This window comes from Desulfobulbaceae bacterium DB1 (assembly GCA_001914235.1).
Classification (GTDB): Bacteria; Desulfobacterota; Desulfobulbia; order Desulfobulbales; family SURF-16; genus DB1.
Genome location: MQUF01000026.1, coordinates 123,779 through 140,616 on the forward strand (window position 1 = coordinate 123,779; position 16,838 = coordinate 140,616).

Consider the following 16,838-nt stretch of genomic DNA (forward strand, 5'->3'; position numbering starts at 1 on the left):
GGCGGAATGGGCAGAATTAAGGCAGAGCGGAACTTTACAGTGAAAGGGCAGTTCACGGTTTGCTGTTAACGGTTGATGGATTTCCGAAGTGCGGAAATCATTTTCCGCCATAACTGTTACCATGGATCGGGAAAAGTTGTCGGCATGGGAAATGCCGTTCTCCTGACTTCTGTCTCCTGACTCCTGTCTCCTGACTTCGCAAGGAAAAAACATGATTAATCAAAAAGTTGAAATGGCCCTTGTCATGGCCATTCGTGAAGCGAAAAAACGCCGGCATGAGCATGTGACGGTGGAGCATATCCTTTTCGGCCTGCTCCATGATGAACTGGCGGTGCGGATTGTCAAGGGGTGCGATGGGGATGTGGACAATCTGAAAAAGGATCTTGAGGCCTTTTTCATGCTCAATCTGCCGGTTTATGACGAAAGCGACACACAGGATCCTGTGCAGACCATCGGCTTCAACCGCGTTCTGCAACGGGCCATTGCCCATGTGCAGAGCTGCGGCAAGGGGGAGGTGGATTCGGGCGACGTGCTGACCGCCATTTTTTCGGAACCGGAGTCATTTGCCGTCTATTTCCTGGAAAAAGAGGGCTTGAGCCGTTTCGAGGTCGTGCAGTATATTTCCCATAAATTACCCTCCCCGCCCCTTGCCATGCCTCGGGAAGAGCAGAAAAAAGAAAAGGAAAAGCAGAGCTCGGCATCCGCCCTGGAAAAATTCACCATCAGTTTTTCCCGGCGGGCCGCCGAAGGGCTCATTGATCCGTTGATCGGTCGCAACCGGGAATTGACCAGGGTGATGCAGGTTCTCTGCCGTCGACGGAAAAACAACCCGTTGCTGGTGGGCGAGCCCGGGGTGGGGAAGACCGCCATCGCCGAGGGACTGGCCCTGCGCATCCATGAGAACAAGGTTCCTGATCTGCTTTCAGATGCGGCCATTCATCTGCTTGACATGGGGGCGTTGCTTTCCGGCACTAAATACCGGGGTGATTTTGAAGAACGGCTGAAGGGGATCATTACCGAGGTGGAAAAGCAGCCGAACATCATTCTGGTCATCGATGAAATCCACACCATTGTCGGCGCGGGCGCAACCAGCGGCGGCAGCATGGATGCCTCCAATCTGCTGAAACCGGCTCTGCAATCCGGCACCCTGCGCTGCATCGGCTCCACCACCTATGAAGAATACAAGAACTACATTGAAAAAGATCGGGCCTTGTCCCGCCGGTTCCAGAAGATCGACATTGAAGAGCCGTCGGTGGATGAAACCTTTGAAATTCTCAAGGGGCTGAAATCCCGCTATGAGGAGCATCATGGCGTGAAGTTTTCCAGTCCGTCCTTGCGGGCCGCGGCCGAGCTTGCCGAGCGCTATATCAATGATCGTTTTCTGCCCGACAAGGCCATCGATGTGCTGGACGAGGTGGGGGCGGCGCTCAGGCTCGACGGCAAGGCACGGAAACGCAGAAGCGTCACCGTCCGTGATATTGAGACCGTGATTGCCCGGATGGCACGGATACCTGCCAAGAATATTTCCGGATCCGACATGGAGCAGTTGAAGGGCCTGACGGAGACGTTGCAGGGTCGTATTTTCGGGCAGGATCATGCCTTGGATGCGCTGGTTACCGCGGTGAAGCGCAGCCGGGCCGGACTGAAGGAGCCGGACCGCCCGACAGGATCCTTTTTGTTTGCCGGTCCCACCGGAGTGGGGAAAACCGAGGCGGCCCGCCAGCTTGCCCAGGCGCTTTCCATCCATTTCGAGCGCTTTGACATGAGCGAGTACATGGAAAAGCACGCAGTGGCACGGCTGATCGGCGCGCCGCCCGGTTATGTCGGGTTTGACCAGGGCGGCCTGTTGACCGACGCCATCAGGAAGCACCCCTATTGTGTTCTGCTTCTGGATGAGATCGAAAAGGCCCATCCGGATATTTTCGGCATTCTCCTGCAGGTGATGGACCACTCAACGCTTACCGACAACGCGGGGCGCAAGGCGGATTTCCGCAATGTGATTCTCATCATGACCACCAATGCCGGGGCACGCGAGATAACCGGCCAGCCCATCGGTTTCATGTCCAGTAAAAAAGGGCGGGATCAGAAGGTGCTCAGGGATATGTTTTCACCGGAGTTCAGGAACCGGCTCGACGCCATCATCACCTTCAACTCACTGGAGCCGCTGGTGATGGAGCTGATTGTCGACAAGATGATCGGTGAGCTGCAGGAGCGTCTTGCCGACAGAAACGTCGTCATCCGCCTGGCGAAAAAAGCACGCGCCTGGCTGGCGGCGCAAGGATATGATCCCGACTACGGCGCCAGGCCCCTGCGGCGTCTCATCATGACGGAGATCGGCGACCGGATTACCGAGGAGATTCTTTTCGGCCGGTTGAGCCGGGGCGGCGCCGTGCTGGTCGATCGCTCCAAGAAGGGGTTTGTCTTCACCTATGATGAACCTGTAAAAAACTGAACTTTCAATGCAACGTCGCAAAGGAATAAAGAAATTTCGTAACCGCTCAGGTGTTGAGGCGAGAGACTGAAGACGAGAGGGCTGTTTGTCCTCCATGCGTTTCTATTTGTGACGCCTTTCCTTCAGCCTGCGGCCTTTAGCCTATCTCCCTGGATAGTTACGAAATTTCATTTTCAAACAATGTATTCCCTTTGCAACCCTGCGTCTTTGCGTTAAAAGCAGGAAGTGTTGTGATCCATCGTCCCATGAGTCGGAGAGGAATGAAACCGCGCGGCTCCGGAAAAATCTTTTTGGAACTTTTATGTTTTAAACTAATCGGATATATAATTGTTACGGAATTCAGGAGCCGGAAGAAAGGAGTCAGGAGCCGGAATCGGCAAATTTTCACACCCCATGTTCCCGCTTGTGACTCCTGGTTTCCAACTTCTCCTCAAATTATCAAATACTTGCGAAAAGGACCACAAATGAAACATGCAAAAAAATTGTATCTGACCGCTGTCCTGTCATTGGCGCTGGCATTTACCGGCTGTTCCAATCAAAATGATAAAAAAGCCGAAGCGCCTGCCGAGCAGAAAGAGGCGGCGGTTCAGGCTCCCGCCCAGGACGTGAAAGCGCTGCCTCCGGCTCAGGTGGCCGAGGCGGCAACATTGGAGGGTACCGTTGTCGAGACCTTTAACAGCGGCGGCTACACCTATATCCATCTTGATACCGGCAGCAAAAAATTGTGGGCCGCGGTGGGCGAGACCAGTGTTGCCGCGGGAGAAAAGGTGACCCTGCAGAACGGGCCGGTGATGACCGATTTTTACAGCAAAACCCTTGACCGGACTTTTCCGGAAATCATCTTTTCCGGCGGTTGTCAGGTTGCCGGCAAGGAACCACAGGCAGCTGCCGCGCCCGCCGGCGGGGAGGCTGCCCCTTCGTTTTCCGCGGCCCTGCAGGGTGAAGGCGCGGCTCCCGTGATGCCGCCGCCGGGCATGGGCGTGGAAGATGCCGGCGGCGGCAGTATCAAGGCCGTTACTCCGGCGCAGGAGGTGAAGGTTGACAAGGCTGAGGGAGAGAACGGTTACAAGGTGGAAGAAATTTTTGAAAAAGCAGCTGATCTGGCCGGCAAGAAGGTGAAAATCCGGGGCAAGGTGGTCAAGGTGTCGCCCAATATCATGGGTCGCAACTGGGTTCATCTGCAGGACGGTTCCGGCGACGCCATGAAAAACAGTCATGATCTGGTGGTCACCACAGCCGACGTGCCTGAATTGAATTCCATTGTTGTTGCCGAAGGTGTTCTGACCAAGGACAAGGATTTCGGTTCCGGTTACTTTTATAATGTCATCATCGAAGAGGCGCTTATAACCAAGTAGTTGTTACAGTGCCTAAAGTGTCTCAAGTGCTCTGAAATGCCTAAATTTTCGATACGTTCCGTTAAGAAAAACTCGTTCATTTAAGGCGTTTTAAGTACGTGAAGTACTTTAGGCACTTGAAGTACTTCAGGCACTTGAAAACATGAAAATCGTTGTTATCGGCCCCGGCGCCCTGGGATCTCTTTTCGCCTCCCAGCTTGCGGCAACGCCGGACAATGACGTCTGGCTGCTCGATCATGATCCTGAACGGGCAGCGCGCATTGACGGGAAACTCCTGCTGACCATGGGTGAGCAGGAGTTTTGTCGTTTTGTCTCCGCCACGGCCGACGCCGCCCGCATCGGGCCGGCGGATCTGGTTCTGCACTGCGTCAAATCAAGGGATGTGGCAGCCGGGTTACGTGCCGCTTTTCCTCTCTTCACGCCACGGACCATCTTGATATCCTTCCAGAACGGTATCGGGCATCTCGACACCCTGGCCCGGATGAAGCTGCCCATGCCGCCTGCCTTGGGGGTAACCGCCATGGGGGCGACGCTCCTCGCTCCCGGCCATGTGCGCCATGGCGGTGCAGGGATGACCCGCATCGGTTTCGCCTGCCCGGCGGACCGGGAAAGTCATCTGCGCCTGGAAGGGGCGGCCTCTTTGTTCCGGGCAACCGGCATGATGGCGGAAAAGGTGGAAAACATCGGCGAATATGTCTGGGCCAAACTGCTGGTCAATCTGGGGATAAATGCCCTTTCCGCGCTGTATGGCTGTCCGAACGGCGACCTTCTTGCCATTGACGAGGCCAGGGGGAAAATGATTGCCGCGGTGCGGGAAGGGGAGGCGGTTGCCAGGGCTCTGGGCATCCGGCTGGAGGATGATCCGGTGGCCCGGACTCTTGCCGTCTGCCGGGCCACGGCGGGCAACATCTCTTCCATGCTGCAGGATGTGCGGCAGAAAAGGCCCACCGAGATAGACGCCATCAACGGGGCCGTGTCCGCCAGGGCGGAAGAGCTGGGGATTGCAGCTCCGGTCAACCGGGAGCTGGTTCGGCGGGTGCGGGAGCTTGAAGCCGGATATCTCCGGACAGCACCTCATGGACCATGCCCTGATCGTCTCTGATGTGCAGGCGGCCTTCACTGTCCGGACCCAGGGAAAGACCGCGTACCGCCTTGCCCTGGGTGGTGAGCCAGCTGATTCGTTTGCCCACGGTGTAATCCCTTTTTTTCCACTCCGTCAGGATTTCTCCGAAAGCGCCTTTCTCCATTTTTTTTATCATGATGTCCAGTTCGCCGAGAATTGCCGCCAACAGGGGGAGGCGTTTTTGCATGATGGTGGCGTCGTGCCGGGCAAGCGAGGTGGTTTTGTCCCGGATTTCCTGGGGAAAGGCGGAAAGAGGGGTGCTGATATTTAAGCCGATCCCCAGCACCACAAGCGGTCGGCCGGCAATGAATTCCGTTTCCGTCAGGATGCCGCCGCACTTACGGCCGGAAATCAGCAGGTCATTGGGCCACTTGATGGCCGGTTCAATCCGGCAGATGCGGGAAACGGCTCGGCAGAGAGCAACACCGGCGCCAAGGGTGATTTTCGGCAGATCAGCGGGTTCCAGGGTCGGCCGCAGAAGAAGGGAAAAATAGAGTCCGCTTTCTCCGTGGGAAAGCCATTGTTTGCCAAGCCTGCCCCGGCCCCCGGTCTGGTGGTGGGCGATGACCACGGTGCCGGAGGGGATGCCCTCCCGGCCCAATTGCAGGGCGTCGCTGTTGGTGGAGGCGGTTTCCCGGAGTTGTACAAGCGGATGGCCGGCGATTGCCCCTTGCCGGGAAATTTCTTGCCGGAATGAATCCTCGATGGTGGAGGTTGTATCGTTCATGGTCCCATGGTACCCGAAAGACGGAAGGATGGGAATGGGGATTGCGGAATGCGGAATGCGGATTGCGGATCGCGGATTTTGGATTATAGTGGTTCCTTGCTGGAATGATCAACCAAGCCAATTTAAGATGGTTCCGTAAAAACTAAAAAAAACAACCACGGAGGCCGCGGAGCACACAGAGATAACTTCTTGTAATTTAAAAGATTTTTTCTGTGTTCTCTGTGGTGAAGAAAGATTTTTTACGAGACCATCAATTCAAGCAAAAGAACCTACTCAACAAGGAGACATCCCATGCCGTACGTCAACATCCGGGTTGCCGGAATACTGAGCCGCGAACAGAAAGAGGATATCTGCGCCGGGGTAACCGATGTCATTTCCCGAGTGGCCGGCAAGCCCAAGGAATCCATCCTGATTTTTATCGACGAGGTTGCCCATGAAAATATCGCCAGCGGCGGCAATATGCTGAAAAAACCTGCTGCAACCAAGTAAGATGGCGGATCAACAGGAATCCCGGCAGCGGCTGCAATGGTTGCGGGAAGAGATCGCCCGCCATGATTACCGGTATTATGTGCTGGACGCCCCGCTGATCGCCGATGTCGAATATGATCGCCTGTTCCGCGAACTGCTGGAGCTGGAGGAGCGATTTCCCGATCTGGTCACCCCTGATTCCCCCAGTCAACGGGTTGGCGGAGCGCCGCTGGATAAATTTTCCCAGGTGATCCACCGTTTCCCCATGCTCAGCCTGGAAAACGCCTTTTCCGAGGCGGAACTGCGGGCCTTTGAGGAGCGCCTGCTCCGTTACCTGAAAGAAGGGACCGGATTGGCCTATGCCGCTGAACCAAAACTGGACGGACTGGCCGTTGAGCTTGTTTATGAGAATGGCCTGCTGGTGCAGGGCTCGACCCGGGGAGACGGTCGTACCGGAGAAAATATCACGGCAAACCTGAAGACCATCCCTGCCATTCCTCTGCGCCTGCGGGGCGAGGCGCCGGGTCTGCTTGAGGTGCGCGGTGAAGTCTTCATGGCGCCGGCAGGTTTCCGCGAATTAAACAAAGAGCGGGAAACCGCCGCCGAACCGTTGTTTGCCAATCCCCGCAATGCGGCGGCCGGCTCGCTCCGTCAGCTCGACCCCCGGCTCACTGCCCGGCGTCCCCTTGATTTTTACGCATACGGCATCAGCGACCCGTCCCTGGTAAACTGCGGGGGGCAGATGGAACTGTTGCGGCAGCTTCGTCTGTTTGGCTTCAAGGTGAGCCCGCTGGCCAGGTTTTGCCCGACCATGGCCGCGGTTATCGAACATTACCGCTATCTGCTGGAGGTTCGATCAGGTCTTGACTATGAAATCGACGGCATGGTGGTCAAGGTTGACTCCTTTGCCCTGCAGGAGCGGCTGGGGAGCAAGGCCAGAAGCCCCCGTTGGGCGCTTGCCTGTAAATTCCCCGCCTCCCAGGCGACAACCCGCCTGCAAACCATTGAATTTCAGGTGGGCCGCACCGGGGCGGTCACCCCGGTGGCTATCCTTGAGCCCGTTGCCATCGGCGGGGTGACGGTCAGCCGAGCCACCCTGCACAATGAAGAGGAAATCAAGCGCAAGGATCTGCGCCTCGGCGACATGGTGCTGGTGCAGCGGGCCGGGGACGTTATCCCGGAAATAGTCCAGCCCCTTGTCGACCGACGCACCGGGGACGAGCGGCCCGTTGTCATGCCCGCCGAATGTCCGGCCTGCGGCCATAAGCTGGTACGGGAGCCCGGCGAGGTCGCCATCCGCTGTGTCAATCCCCATTGCCCGGCGCAGCGGTTGCGCAGTCTCATTCATTTCAGCGGAAAATCGGGCGTGGACATCGAGGGGCTGGGCAAAAAGGCCATGGAACAGCTTTTTAACGAGAAGCTGGTGACCGATATCCCGGATATCTATACCCTCCGAGCCGAGGTCCTGGAAAAGCTCGATGGCTGGGCGGCAAAATCGGCGGAAAACGCGGTGGCGGCGATAAGGGCCGGGAAAACCAGCTCCCTGGCCCGTTTCCTCTCCGCCCTGGGGATACGCCATGTGGGCGAAGTGACGGCGCAACTCCTTGAGGAGCGTTTCGAAACCCTGGAAAATCTGATCAGGGCCGGAAAAGACGAGCTGCTGGAAATCGAGGGTGTCGGGCTGCAGGTGGCGGAGTCCATCCGGGATTATTTTGATGACCCGGCCGTGCTCGCCATGCTGCGGCGGTTGCAGGAGCTCGGGCTTTCCCAGCAAAGGGAACGGGGCCATGCCGGGGAAAACCGTTCCCTTGGCGATGCTGTTTTTCTTTTCACCGGCACCCTTGCCTCCTGCTCGCGGGATGAGGCCAAGGAAATGGTGAAAAAACTGGGCGGCCGGGTGGCGTCGTCACTGAACAAGACGGTAACGCACCTTGTCTGCGGCGACAAGCCGGGGAGCAAACTGAAAAAGGCGGAGGAGTTGGGAATCGCCATTGTCGATGAGCAGGAATTTCAACGATTAACCGGGGGCAATCAATAATTGATGAAATCGAAAAGGTCTTTTTTTACCACAGAGAGCACAGAGGGCGCAGAGAAAACGTTTTGAATTACAGCCGGTTATCTCCGTGTGCTCCGTGGTCTCTGTGGTTGATTCTAGGTTTTTGGTAACTATCCAGCTGTTTAGACTGTAGACTGAAGGCTATAGGGCTGCCGGTGCTGTCGTATTACATATTTTAGGCGCTTTTCCTTCAGTCTACAGCCTTCAGCCTATCTACCTGGATAGTTACAGTTTTTGCGAAATTATCAATAATTCACAAGCCGAGGAATCATCATGGCAATAAAAACAATACGGGCCAAGGTTTCAGGCCGGGTACAGGGGGTTTATTTCCGTGCCTTCACCCAGGAGGAGGCGGAACGTCTGGGTCTTACGGGCTGGGTGCGTAATCTGCCGGACAGATCGGTTGAGGCGGTGATCCGCGGCGAGGCGGAGCAGGTCGACCGGATGATTGCCTGGCTGCACAAAGGGTCCCCCATGGCGGAAGTGAGGGAGGTTCTGGTGGAGCCTTGCGCCTGCGGCGACGAATTTCCGGATTTTGCCGTCCGCTCCTAGCCCTTGCCGGGCAGACGGAATCCGTCCCGGTGTTTGTCGAAGGCCTCTTTCGCCAGTTTTTTGAGTTCTTTTTTTATTTGCGGCAGGGGGATCAGCGGGGGAATCCGGGGAATTTCCGTTTGCACCTGCACCGGTGGAGTCAGCCGCATTTTTTTTTCCATGGAGTCTAGAAAACCGTTTTCCGGTGCTCCTTCCATGGCGCCATGGGAGCTGTCGGTATCCATCAGGCGCAGAAAGCCCATGATTGTGCCGATGTCGTTTTGCCGGTAAAAAATTTTGATTTCTTCTTCGATGGTTTCCTGATCATCAAGGAGTTCGGCGTATTTCTCCCGGTAGCGGGCAACATCCTGAGTGAGCTGCTCATAGGTCTGCATGAAAAGATGCGTGAAGCGACCGGAGGCGGTAAGCCCCTTTGTTTTCACGCCGTCAAAAATACGGTCCCGCAATGTGGGTGAGGTGAGGATGTAGGGGTCGTAATACAATTGTTCTTCCAGCCCGGTGAGGGAAAGAAAATCACTGATCAGCTTTTCATCGTTTAACATGATGTAGATGCGATTCAAGTCCCAGACGATTTTCTGCCCCACTGTTTTGTGGTGGGACAAAATGTCTTTTTCAAGGTCGGCCTTGTCCTCCTCAATGAGCTTGCGAAAGCCGAAATAGCGGTCCGCCAGTTCCTTCTTTATTTCAAAACTGAGAAACTGACTGATGTCGGAAGTCATGGGTTGCGTCCCCCGGGAAGGCGGAAGGGAAAAATGCGGCGGAAGCTGCCGCGGCAGATGCACATTTTTTTCTTGACACAAATGAAGATAAAGGAAAAAGGATAAAGGGCAAAGCAAAAAGCGTCCTTTTGTAAAAAAAATGTAACTCTCCGGCTCAAGGCGCAAAACCTGCTTCTGCTGCCGGCTTGTTGCAAAAAATTGCTGTTGCCGCGGGAACAAGAAAAGCGGTTTTCCCCAAACACCGGCGAGGAAGAGTCCGCATGGCAGTATTTCAAGATAATTCAGCCCGCCTGGTTAAAGATGCCGCCGATATCATCGAAGTCATCGGCGAGCATGTCCAGCTGCAGCGCGCCGGCGTGCGGTATAAAGGGCTCTGTCCGTTCCATTCGGAAAAAACTCCCTCCTTTACCGTGAGTCGCGAACGGCAGCTTTATCACTGCTTCGGCTGCAATGAAAGCGGTGATGTCTTGGCGTTCATGATGAAATATCATAACATGACCTTTCCCGATGCCGTGGCTGCGCTGGCCCGCCGCTACGGCGTCACCCTGGAGGAAAGCGAACTGTCGCCGGATGAGCGCCGGAAAAAAGAGGAGCGGGATCTCCTTTATCAGGCCAACGGGATCGCGGCCGGGATTTTTCACCGGTTTTTAGCCGAAGATCCCGGAGCGTTCAAGGCACGCCGGTATCTGGAAAAACGGGGGATAGGCGAGGAGATCATCAATCGTTTCCAGCTTGGTTATGCACCGGAACGATGGGATTTTCTGGTGCACGGCCTGTCTGATGCGCGCGTTGCGGAAAAAGAGGCGGTGGCCGCCGGCCTGCTGGTGAAAAAAGATGACGGCGGGGTTTATGATCGCTTCCGGGATCGGGTTATTTTTCCGATTTTTTCCGCAAATGGTCAGATTGCCGGCTTTGGCGGGAGAATTCTCGGAGACGGGCAACCGAAATATCTGAACAGCCCGGAAACAGCGGTTTTTAATAAAAGCAGCACCCTGTTCGGCCTCTATCAGACCAAGGCCGCCATTCGCCAGGCGCGCAAATGCCTCGTCGTCGAGGGGAATTTTGATCTGCTTTCTTTGGTGGCACGGGGGTTGGAGTATGTTGTCGCCCCTCTCGGCACGGCGCTCACTGCCCAGCATGTCAAGATTTTGAAGCGATATACCTCCGAAGCGATTGTCCTTTTTGATGGGGATCAGGCCGGGGTCAAGGCGGCCATGCGCTCGGTGCCTCTTTTCCTTGCCGAGCAGCTCGATGCCAGGGTGGTCGTGCTTCCCGCGGATCAGGATCCGGATTCCTTTGTCAACAAGTTCGGCAAGGAGCAGTTGGAACAAAAAATAAAGCAGGCCAAGGAGTTACCGGAATTCCTTTTTGGCCGGCTGGTGGAAGAGCATGGTTTGAGTCTGGCGGGCAAAGGCAGGATCCTGCGGGAACTGCTGCCTGTCATTGCCTCCATCGGCAATCGCCCGTTGCAGAAAAATCTTTTTGTCGCCCATTTCAGCGACAAGCTCGGGCTGCCTCCGGAGGCCATGCTGGATTCAGCGGCTTTTCCTCCGGCCGGGCAGCGATCAGCCCCTGCTCCCCCGGCGGCGAAGCCTTTGCAATTGTCCCGGAACTATCGCCGGGTGCTGGAGTTTCTGCTGGTCTACCCCGATACCCTGCCCGATTTTCTCCAGGCCGGGCTGGAAGAATTTGCCGAAAATGAAAATGAGGCAGGGGAAATTATCCTCGCCGCATTAAAGAGTCCGGCGTTGCAACATGAAAAGAAACCCGGCACCGAGGAGTTGCTGGAAAACCTGCCGCAACGGGAAAGGAGTTTTGTGGCGCAGATCCTGATTGACGCGCCCGCCTTTGACGATGGAATAAAGGAAGCCATGCTTGCGGAAATGACGGCCTGGTTGCGCAGGCAGGTATGGCAGTTGCGTAAGGCGATTCTGGTGAAGAGTATTCATGAGGCACAGCTTCACGGTAATGATGATTTGTTGATGGAACTTCTCGAAAAGAAAAAAGAAATGGACGAAGCTTCATATCCATAATATGTTGTACTGGTTTTGTTGACCCCGGCGCGATGGACATTCCCCTTCAGGAGTATATCTTGTGGCAAAAAGAAAAAAGCTGAACAAAGAGCATGAATTGCTGGAAGAGGCTGATCAGACGGATTTTCTGGCGGCGGGCGATGATCTGCCGCCGGAAAACCAGCTGGACGAATCCGCGGATGACCTTACCTTCCTGTTCGGAGATAATGAGGCGGAAGAACCGGAGGAATCGGAAGTTGATGATAATGACTTTTATTACGGTACAAATGAAGAGCTGATCAGTGTCGGGCCCGCGTCGGCCGCCCTGATGCGGGAAATTGATCCGGTTAAGGCCTATTTGCGGGAAATGGGAGCCGTTCCCCTCCTTTCCTCGCCTGAAGAAATTGAAATAGCCAAAAAAATCGAAAAGGGGCAGCGTTACATGCAGAACGGACTGCTGGCCATCCCTCTTACCCTGGAGGTGCTGCGCAGGAACCGTGACGACCTGGTTGCAGGGAATTGCCAGATCGGTGATGTGTTGCGCGGGATCAATGAAAATGACGGCGCCAAGATAAAGGAAAAATTTGTTCGGCAGGTTACCGAGGCCCTGCGCATCGACAGGGAGCGAAAAGCCCTGCGCGCCGACCTGCATGATGCAGCGCTGGATCAGCCTTCCAGTGTGAAGATCATGGTGCGTATTGACCGCTCCAATCATTCCATCGCCGCTCTTTTCCAGGATGATCTGCTGCAGGCCAAGTATCTGGGCGAAGCCCTGGATGAGGTGAAAGCCCTGGTCAAGCAGTTTGAGGCACTGGCAACCCGCAAAAAAAATGAAGGCACCGGCAGCGAAAAAATAGACAGACAACTCTCCGGTCTGGAGGAGGAGTGCGGTCTTGATTATGAATCTCTTGCCCAGGCGCTGGCCCAGATAGGCCTTGGTGAGGAAATAAGCCGCGAGGCCAAAAAAGAGCTTACCCATGCCAATCTGCGGCTGGTGGTCAGCGTTGCCAAGAAGTATATGAACAGGGGCTTGCAGCTGCTTGATCTCATCCAGGAGGGCAATATCGGTTTGATGAAGGCGGTGGATAAGTTTGAGTACCGTCGGGGATTCAAGTTCAGTACCTATGCAACCTGGTGGATACGGCAGGCCATCAACCGCGCCATTGCCGATCAGGGACGGACCATTCGTATTCCGGTGCACATGATCGACACCATCAACCGTCTGCTGAAAGGGGCCAAGGAGTTTGTCCGCGATGAGGGTCGGGAGCCCACTCCGGAAGAGATTTCCGCCCGGCTTGATGTGGACCTTGAAAAGGTGCGCAATATTCTCAAGATCTGTAAGGAGCCCGTTTCCCTTGACACCCCTGTCGGCAGTGACGAGGAAAGCAACCTGACCGATTTTATCGAAGATGCCGATGCCGTCTCCCCCCATGAGGCAACCATCCAGGACAATCTGCGCCAGCAGCTGCGCAAGGTGCTGGGCTCCCTGACCGAGAGAGAGGAAAGCGTGTTGCGCATGCGTTTCGGCATCGACACGGAAAAAGACCTCACCCTGGAGGAGGTCGGCAAGACCTTTTCCGTTACCCGGGAAAGAATTCGCCAGATAGAGGCCAAGGCCTTGAAAAAATTGAAACATCCGAATCGGAAAAAACATCTGGAAAGTTTCATGCGAGACTGATTGCCGAACTTGTGAATGAATTATTAGACCGGATTGCCCTTTCGCTCGCTCCGGGCCTTGGGCCGCGGAGCTGGAACAAGCTGCTGGATGTCTTTGGTGACGCGGGGACCGTTTTAGCGGCGGATCACGAGCTGATTCGCCGGAAAGTTCCCGGTGTCGGCGCAAAAGTCATCGCCGCTATCGACAGGGTGCGGCTGCGGGCCGAAGCGGAGTCGGAGCTTGAGCGCGCTTCCCGTGCCGGGATCCGGATAATCGCCTCCTGTGATGACGATTATCCGGAACTGCTCAGCAATATCAGCGACCCGCCTGTTCTTCTCTATGTCAAGGGTGATGCGGCGCTGCTGAGAAGCCCCTGTCTCGGAATTGTCGGGGCCAGGGCCTCCACTGTCTATGGGCAGCGAATCGCGGCTGATTTGGCGGGCCGCCTTTGCCGGAGGGGATTGACCGTGGTCAGCGGCCTTGCGCTCGGCATCGATGCCGCGGCCCATTCCGGCGCCTTGCGGGCAAACGGTGCCACCATTGCCGTTCTCGGGTGCGGGCTGGACGTGGTATATCCCCGGCAGAATGAAAATCTCCATGCGGAAATAGGTGAACGGGGCGCCCTGGTCAGTGAATACCGCCTCGGCACCCTGCCGGAACCGTTCCGTTTCCCGGCGCGTAATCGCATCATCAGCGGCCTTTCCCTCGGGGTGGTTGTCGTCGAGGCGGCGAAAAAGTCCGGCTCCCTGATTACGGCGCGAATGGCCCTTGAGCAGGGCCGTGAGGTCTTTGCCATCCCCGGCCGCATCGATTCCAGCAAAAGCGAGGGGGCTCATCGCCTGCTGCAGGAAGGGGCCAAGCTGGTGCATAGCGTTGATGATATCCTGGAAGAAATTGCCCATGGTGTTTCCGACCTTTGTCCGCCGCAGAAGAAGTCTGCGGCACGGATTGCCCTGTCGACCGAGGAGGCAATACTTTTTGCCCTGCTTGATGTCTATCCGCGCAATATTGATGAATTGATCCAGCAGAGCGGCATGACCGCCCAGAAGGTCAATGAGGTGCTGTTGCTTCTTGAATTAAAAGGAGCGATTGAGGTGCTGCCGGGTGGGCAATATCAGAAGAAAGGTGAGGGGATGGGGTAGTTTGGGGGAGTCAGGAGTCAGGAGTCAGGAGTCAGGAGTCAGGAGTCAGGAGTCAGGAAAAATACTAACCGTCTAGAAATTCGCAATAAATTTTCGATGTTCTCTTGATTCTTTGCTGTTCCCCTCTGTATTCTGACTCCTGTCTCCTGACTTCTTTATGATATATGATCTTTCATAAAATTATTTTTTTTATTCATCTTGATTGGCCAGCTATAAAGTAAACAAATTATGTCTAAATCATTGATCATTGTTGAATCTCCGGCCAAGGCCCGGACCCTGCAGAGATATCTCGGCAATTCTTTTACCGTAAAGGCCTCTGTCGGGCATATCCGCGATTTGCCGGTTAAAACTCTCGGCGTGGATGTGGAGCATGACTTCCAGCCGAAGTATGTCACCATCCGCGGCAAGGGAAAAATCATTAATGAGCTGAAGGCCGCGGCAAAGAGCGCTGATGAAATTTATCTCGCCCCTGACCCGGATCGTGAAGGCGAGGCCATTGCCTGGCATATTGCCTCGTCAATCGAGGTTACCGATAAGCCGGTTCATCGGGTTCTTTTTCATGAGTTGACCAAAAAAGCCATTCTTGCCGCCATTGCCAATGCCACCGAGATCGACCACAATAAATTCGAGGCGCAGCAGGCCCGCCGCATACTTGACAGGCTGGTCGGTTATCAGATTTCCCCTTTGCTGTGGGATAAAGTGCGGCGCGGACTCAGCGCCGGACGGGTTCAGTCCGTTGCCGTGCGCATGGTTTGCGAGCGGGAAAAGGAAATAGCCGCCTTTACCGCGGTTGAGTATTGGTCGGTGACCGCCGCCCTGCAGCAGGATGGCCCCCCTTCTTTTTCGGCTCAGGTTGAGGAGGTGAACGGCCAGAAGCTGACAAACAGAAAAAACAGCCGCATCAAGGATGAAGATCAGGCCCGGATTATTGTCGCTGATCTGAAAAAGGCTGATTTCATCATTAAAAAAGTCAGCAAGAAAAAGACCAAACGCAATCCCAGTCCGCCCTTTATCACCAGCACCATGCAGATCGAGGCGAACCGCAAGCTGCGTTTCTCGGCAAAAAAAACCATGACCCTGGCCCAGCGCCTCTATGAGGGAATCGCCATCGGCGATGACGGTCCCACCGGACTGATAACCTATATGCGTACCGATTCTACCCGCATTAACGATGATGCCCTGGGCCAGGCCAGGGACTTTATCCGCACCGCCTACGGCCCTGATTTCCTCCCGGAAAAGGCCAATATTTACCGGGCGAAAAAGTCGGCCCAGGACGCCCATGAGGCGATTCGGCCGACCGATGTCACGAAAACGCCGGAACAACTTGTCCCTTATCTGGAAAAGGACATGTTGTCCCTTTACACCCTGATCTGGAAACGGTTTGTGGCAAGCCAGATGTCTCCCGCTCTTTACGACCAGACCACGGTTACTATCGTGGCCGGCGATTATGGTTTGAAGGCGGCGGGCTCCATTGTTCGCTTTCTCGGCTTCATGACCCTCTATGTGGAAGCGGTCGATGAAGGACAGGCCGCCCAGGGACAGGAAAAAGATGTTGTGCTGCCTGATCTGCTGGAAGGCGCCCGGCTCGATTTGCTCGACCTGGAGGCAAAGCAGCATTTTACCCAGCCTCCTCCTCGATATACCGAGGCCACTCTGGTCAAGGCTTTGGAGGAAAACGGCGTGGGCCGGCCGAGCACCTATGCCTCGATTTTGTCCACCATCCAGGAAAAGGAATATGTTCTGCTGGATCAGCGCAAATTTTTCCCCACCGATCTCGGCACACTGGTGAACGAACTGCTTGTGCAGCATTTCCCCGCTATCATGGACACGGAGTTCACCGCCATGATGGAACAGAATCTTGATCAGGTGGAGGAAGGCACCGTTGACTGGCTGCGGATTCTGCGCGATTTTTACGGTCCCTTCAGCCAGGCGCTGGAGCAGGCGAAAAAGGAAATGAAGTCGGTCAAGCGTTCAGCCGAGCCGACGGATATCCGCTGCTCCCTCTGCAATGGAATCATGGTGATCAAGTGGGGGAAGAAAGGGGAGTTTCTTGCCTGTGAAAAATATCCTGAGTGTAAAAACACCCAGGATTTCAGCCGGGACGGCAGCGGCGGCATAATCCCGGTGGAGAGGGATGTACCGGAGGAGTCGGGCCAGGTCTGCGAGAAATGCGGCAAACCCCTGGTGTATAAAGTTGGCCGTTATGGCAAATTCCTTGCATGTTCTGGATATCCGGAGTGCAAGCACATTCAGGCCGAAACAACCGGGGTGCGCTGCCCAGAGCCAGGTTGTGACGGCGAATTGATAAAAAAGATTTCCAAGCGGGGCAAGGTCTTCTACAGTTGCAACCGCTATCCCAAATGTTCTTTTGCCTTGTGGGATAAGCCGGTGAGCCGGAGGTGCCCCGATTGCGACTCTCCCTATCTGCTGGAGAAGGAAAGCAAGAAAAGCGGACGGTATTTGAAATGTCCGGATGCGAAGTGTGGTTTCAGGGAAAAAATAAACGATGAGGAAGAATGAGATTGTAAAAAAAATGGACTTTTTTCGGTTTGATGCTTAAAATATTTTTATGATT

The 16,838-nt window shown here is 55.2% G+C and carries 12 protein-coding genes; 10 read left to right on the plus strand and 2 right to left on the minus strand.

From position 1 onward, the window contains the following. The first annotated feature begins 211 nt into the window (after positions 1-211). The 3 genes from BM485_17925 to BM485_17935 all read left to right on the plus strand — a co-directional run bounded on the left by BM485_17925 (position 212) and on the right by BM485_17935 (position 4,909). Complete coding sequence (locus BM485_17925) at positions 212-2,452, plus strand: ATP-dependent Clp protease ATP-binding subunit ClpA (protein OKY73689.1); 2,241 nt, start codon at positions 212-214, stop codon at positions 2,450-2,452. 464 nt (positions 2,453-2,916) lie between these two features. Continuing rightward, positions 2,917-3,807, plus strand: coding sequence for a hypothetical protein (locus BM485_17930; GenBank protein OKY73690.1), 891 nt, complete (start codon positions 2,917-2,919; stop codon positions 3,805-3,807). 142 nt (positions 3,808-3,949) lie between these two features. After that, entirely contained in the window at positions 3,950-4,909 is a 960-nt protein-coding gene (locus tag BM485_17935; protein OKY73691.1) for a hypothetical protein, read from the plus strand. Here the strand turns inward: BM485_17935 and BM485_17940 are convergent. After that, positions 4,821-5,657, minus strand: a complete 837-nt coding sequence (locus BM485_17940) for a biotin--[acetyl-CoA-carboxylase] ligase (protein OKY73692.1) — start codon at positions 5,655-5,657, stop codon at positions 4,821-4,823. The two genes, BM485_17935 and BM485_17940, sit on opposite strands and share 89 nt — an antisense overlap. Before the next feature lie 291 nt (positions 5,658-5,948). Here BM485_17940 and BM485_17945 point away from each other — a divergent pair, with 291 nt between their 5' ends. The 3 genes from BM485_17945 (at position 5,949) to BM485_17955 (ending at position 8,733) form a co-directional block, all read left to right on the plus strand. Then, positions 5,949-6,146, plus strand: coding sequence for a 4-oxalocrotonate tautomerase (locus BM485_17945; protein ID OKY73693.1), 198 nt, complete (start codon positions 5,949-5,951; stop codon positions 6,144-6,146). A 1-nt stretch (position 6,147) separates the two neighbouring features. Then, positions 6,148-8,163 carry a DNA ligase (NAD(+)) LigA gene (locus BM485_17950; protein OKY73694.1) on the plus strand — a complete coding sequence of 672 codons (2,016 nt, stop codon included), beginning with the start codon at positions 6,148-6,150 and terminating at the stop codon, positions 8,161-8,163. 291 nt (positions 8,164-8,454) lie between these two features. Next, on the plus strand, positions 8,455-8,733 hold the full coding sequence (locus BM485_17955) for an acylphosphatase (protein OKY73695.1): 279 nt from the start codon (positions 8,455-8,457) through the stop codon (positions 8,731-8,733). Here BM485_17955 and BM485_17960 read toward each other — a convergent pair. After that, positions 8,730-9,671 (minus strand): hypothetical protein, encoded by a 942-nt coding sequence (locus BM485_17960; protein ID OKY73696.1) that lies wholly within the window; start codon positions 9,669-9,671, stop codon positions 8,730-8,732. The two genes, BM485_17955 and BM485_17960, sit on opposite strands and share 4 nt — an antisense overlap. A gap of 41 nt (positions 9,672-9,712) precedes the next feature. On the opposite strand from BM485_17960, the gene BM485_17965 reads away from it, so the two are divergent. The 4 genes from BM485_17965 (at position 9,713) to BM485_17980 (ending at position 16,783) form a co-directional block, all read left to right on the plus strand. Continuing rightward, on the plus strand, positions 9,713-11,485 hold the full coding sequence (locus BM485_17965; GenBank protein OKY73697.1) for a DNA primase: 1,773 nt from the start codon (positions 9,713-9,715) through the stop codon (positions 11,483-11,485). 61 nt (positions 11,486-11,546) lie between these two features. After that, complete coding sequence (locus BM485_17970; GenBank protein ID OKY73698.1) at positions 11,547-13,142, plus strand: RNA polymerase sigma factor RpoD; 1,596 nt, start codon at positions 11,547-11,549, stop codon at positions 13,140-13,142. Between the two features lie 11 nt (positions 13,143-13,153). After that, positions 13,154-14,263, plus strand: coding sequence for a DNA protecting protein DprA (locus BM485_17975; protein ID OKY73699.1), 1,110 nt, complete (start codon positions 13,154-13,156; stop codon positions 14,261-14,263). 228 nt (positions 14,264-14,491) lie between these two features. After that, positions 14,492-16,783, plus strand: a complete 2,292-nt coding sequence (locus tag BM485_17980) for a DNA topoisomerase I (GenBank protein OKY73700.1) — start codon at positions 14,492-14,494, stop codon at positions 16,781-16,783. Positions 16,784-16,838 lie beyond the last annotated feature (55 nt).

Coding starts and splice junctions, on each gene's coding strand:
- BM485_17925 (OKY73689.1), top strand. CDS start 212: ATGATTAATCAAAAAGTTGAAATGGCCCTTGTCATGGCCATTCGTGAA.
- BM485_17930 (OKY73690.1), top strand. CDS start 2,917: ATGAAACATGCAAAAAAATTGTATCTGACCGCTGTCCTGTCATTGGCG.
- BM485_17935 (OKY73691.1), top strand. CDS start 3,950: ATGAAAATCGTTGTTATCGGCCCCGGCGCCCTGGGATCTCTTTTCGCC.
- BM485_17940 (OKY73692.1), bottom strand. CDS start 5,657: ATGAACGATACAACCTCCACCATCGAGGATTCATTCCGGCAAGAAATT.
- BM485_17945 (OKY73693.1), top strand. CDS start 5,949: ATGCCGTACGTCAACATCCGGGTTGCCGGAATACTGAGCCGCGAACAG.
- BM485_17950 (OKY73694.1), top strand. CDS start 6,148: ATGGCGGATCAACAGGAATCCCGGCAGCGGCTGCAATGGTTGCGGGAA.
- BM485_17955 (OKY73695.1), top strand. CDS start 8,455: ATGGCAATAAAAACAATACGGGCCAAGGTTTCAGGCCGGGTACAGGGG.
- BM485_17965 (OKY73697.1), top strand. CDS start 9,713: ATGGCAGTATTTCAAGATAATTCAGCCCGCCTGGTTAAAGATGCCGCC.
- BM485_17980 (OKY73700.1), top strand. CDS start 14,492: ATGTCTAAATCATTGATCATTGTTGAATCTCCGGCCAAGGCCCGGACC.